Source organism: uncultured Caballeronia sp. (assembly GCF_964243625.1).
GTDB lineage: Bacteria > Pseudomonadota > Gammaproteobacteria > Burkholderiales > Burkholderiaceae > Caballeronia.
The window spans coordinates 1-3,266 of record NZ_CAXTGZ010000659.1; the positions used below are offsets into that span (position 1 = coordinate 1).

Here is a 3,266-nt window from a genome sequence, read left to right on the forward strand (position 1 = left end):
CCCACGCCGCACGGCTTCGGAATAATGGGCTACTTCGGGCGGTTGATCGCGGCCCCCGAACAGCATCGAAAAGAAGCGTTCAATGTTTGCAAGTACACCGCCCGTTTCAGGCGGCTGACCAATGCCAATACCGGGCGCGAGCGCGGGGTCACCGGGCGAGGATGGGTCCGGCGCGGCCTGGAGTTCGACGTCGGAACGCGCAAACCCGGACGCTACCAGCGCGCTGCGCGCCACTTCGGCCTGATCGTAGGTGTCGAAGATACCGATAACTGTGTGTCGCATGGCTGCCTCCCTGGGTGGCCTTGGAGTGAGTTGCGACGCGATGTACATGTTTGTACGTATCTGCCGCAAGTCCCGCTAGGGTTCGCAACTCCCGTGCCGGGTCGCGCGGCAGGCGCAGCAGGGCGGCGCGGGAAGTGCCAATTCCCCGCGTTCCCATGAAAAGTGCGGACGTTTTTACAAAACCCGGGCCAAAAAACTCAGTGCGGCGCCTCGCCGTGCTCGGCGCGTGCCGTCAGGTCTTCGCGAATGGCTTGAAGAAGGGAGTCGAGCAGGCCAATATCGAATGGTTTCGACAGCACGCGCGCATCTACATGACGTGCGCGGTCGAGTTCTTCCGCGTAGCCGGTGACGAGGATCACGGGCACGCGCGGCGTCCACGTCTGCAGGATCTCCGCCAGGTCGATGCCGTTCAGCTTGCCGGGCATATGGATATCGGAGAGAACGACGTCGAACGGCAAGGCGCCGCCCGTGGAGGCATTCTGCCGGGCAAGGTCCAGCATTGCGATCGCGCCGTCGGCGTTGAAGATATGCGTGACCTGATGGTTCATCATCGTTAACAACGCTTCCGTGCCCGCAGCCACTTCCTCGTTGTCTTCCACCAACAGCACGCGCAAACCCGCCGAATCGCCAGGCGCGGCGGTCTCGTTCGGGACGTCGGGTGTCTGCACCGCCGATGCGCTCGCCCGCGGCAAATAAAGCCGCACCGACGTGCCCGCACCCACAGCGCTGTCGATGGTCGCAACGCCGCCCGCGCGCTCGCAGAACGCAAATACTTGCGGCAATCCGAGCCCGGTGCCCATGCCCTTCGACTTGGTGGTGAAAAGCGGCTCGAACGCGCGGCCGAGAATCTCGGGGCTCATGCCGTCGCCGGTATCTTCGAGCGTCAGTTGCACGAACTCGCCGACTATCGGAAAGCCGTCTTCGTGGCGAAACTGCACATTGTCAGCGCGCACGGAGAACGTGCCGCCGTTGGGCATGGCGTCGCGGGCGTTCACCGCGACGTTGATCAGCGCGAGTTCGAGTTCGGCGGCATCGACGCGAATCGGCCAGACATCCGAATCCGATTCCAGCGTCAGCGCGACCTTCGCTCCAAGCGATGCCTTCAGCAGTTCGCGGCACGCGGGCAGCCATTTGCCGATCGCGATGGTCTCATTGCGCAGCGGCTGCTTGCGCGCCACGCCGAGCAACTGGCGTGTCAGCGACTGGCCGCTTTTGAGCGCGCGTTCCATTGCCGACAATTCGCGGTCGAGTCCCGGCGCGCCGCGCCTTCGCGCGATCTGCACATTGGTGGAAAGGATCATCAGCAGGTTGTTGAAATCGTGCGCGACGCTGCCGACCAGATTGCCGAGCGCTTCCATCTTGCGCGCCTGCCGGTAGGCCGATTCGATGGACCGGCGCATCGACGCTTCCGCCTGCCAGCGTTCCCACGCGTCTTCTTCGTTGGCGAGACGGCGCAGCGACAGCCAGATCACGCCCCACAAAACGATGCAAGGCGCGAACAGCGACAACACCAGTACGCTGACATGCCTGTACCAGCCGGCCCAGATCGTTGCGATGGGGTAGCCGCTCGATACATAAACGGGGTAGGTGCCCACGCGCCGGAACGCGACCACTTTCATCTGGTTATCGAGCCCGGAGCGCATACGCACGACGCCCGCGTGCCGGTCCGACAAATACGCTTCGCGCAGCGGCGAACTGGCCGCGAGTTCCATGCGGTTCGCCGGGCGCACCGGATACCACGCGAGTACGGCGCCGTCGGCCCTTGTCAGGCCGAGGGAAACGCTGGTGTTATCGCCGAGCAGTTCTTCATAGAACCCCGCGAAGTAACTCGGACGCAGCGCGATCGATACGATCCCGGCGAACTGGCCGTCCGGTGCCTTGCGCGGCACCGCGGTATTGAAAACGCTTTCGCCCACTACCTTGCCCTGCATGACGCTCGAGACATTCTCGACCGCCGGACGATCGCGCACGGCAATGAAGTCTTCGCGCGTAGCAATGGATATATCGGGTGCCGGGAACACCCGGCTCGTGGCGATCAGCCGTCCATCGGCGCCGAAAATGCTCACCGATGCCACCTGCGGATAGCCTCCGCCCATCGCCTTGAGTTTGTCGTGGATGGACGCCTCGTCGCGGCGCAGCGTGACGTCGTCAACGCCGTCGATCAGATCGATTACGCGTGCGTTGAGCGTCTGGTTCATATCGAAGACTTTCAGCGCATGCTCTTCGGCGACGTGGGCGTTGCGCTCGGCCACCTCGGCGGCATCGGCTTCCCGCGCCTTCAGGTCGCTCCACGACATGACCGCCACGTAGAGGCAAGGCAGGACAATGGCTGCGATCAGCAAGACCCGCAACGTGGCGCGCTGAGCGGCGAAGTTGCGCTCGGGCACGACCGGGAACGGCGGCTCGTCTTGCCAGTGGTCAGCGCCTGAGTCCTCGCGATGCGGCGTCATGGATCGTTTTCACTTGAGTGCGGATGGTTCCGGCTGCGCGGGATGCGCGCTGATTACCTGGCGCGCATAAATCATGCCGTTATCCCATGTCGGCGCCTGACGCGATTCTATTTGAAATCGGATGGTTTTTTTGGACGAGTTGCGCGGGAAGTTGGGAGACCGTGCGCAATGCATGCCCTTGTGCTAATGCGAATGGGGTTTAAGAAGATATTGCGCAATCTGACGCACTTCGTCGAATTGGCTGACGAGTTCGAAACAAATAATGAACGCCAGCGCGCCACTCGGGCCGGGGTATTGGTTGATAAATCGCAGGACGGGCTGTGTGACCGCCGGCCGGATTTCATCTCTCGTCAACAAATACGTGCTCATCATTCCGAGTAAAGCGCCGGCAATGATATCGGTCGGATAATGCAGTCCCAGGTACACGCGCGGCAAGCAGATAAAGACGAGCGTATAGGCAAGAGCGGCAAAGCCCGCGCGTTTCCAGACAATGAAAATTCCCATCGAGACCGCCATCCAGATCATTGCGTGGTC

At 62.3% G+C, this 3,266-nt stretch carries 2 protein-coding genes and 1 pseudogene; all 3 read right to left on the bottom strand.

Translation table 11 applies throughout. The annotated features are described in order from the left end of the window. A pseudogene (locus ACFFAR_RS28780) lies at positions 1 to 282 on the bottom strand (hypothetical protein); the annotation flags it as partial. A gap of 197 nt (positions 283 to 479) precedes the next feature. After that, positions 480 to 2,732, bottom strand: a complete 2,253-nt coding sequence (locus ACFFAR_RS28785) for an ATP-binding protein (protein WP_375508967.1) — start codon at positions 2,730 to 2,732, stop codon at positions 480 to 482. Positions 2,733 to 2,915: 183 nt separating this feature from the next. After that, positions 2,916 to 3,266: phosphatase PAP2 family protein (locus ACFFAR_RS28790; RefSeq protein WP_174365546.1), on the bottom strand; the 351-nt coding region annotated here is incomplete at its 5' end.

Excerpts from the sequence above, each read along its gene's own strand:
- ACFFAR_RS28785 (WP_375508967.1), bottom strand. The coding sequence starts at position 2,732 with ATGACGCCGCATCGCGAGGACTCAGGCGCTGACCACTGGCAAGACGAG.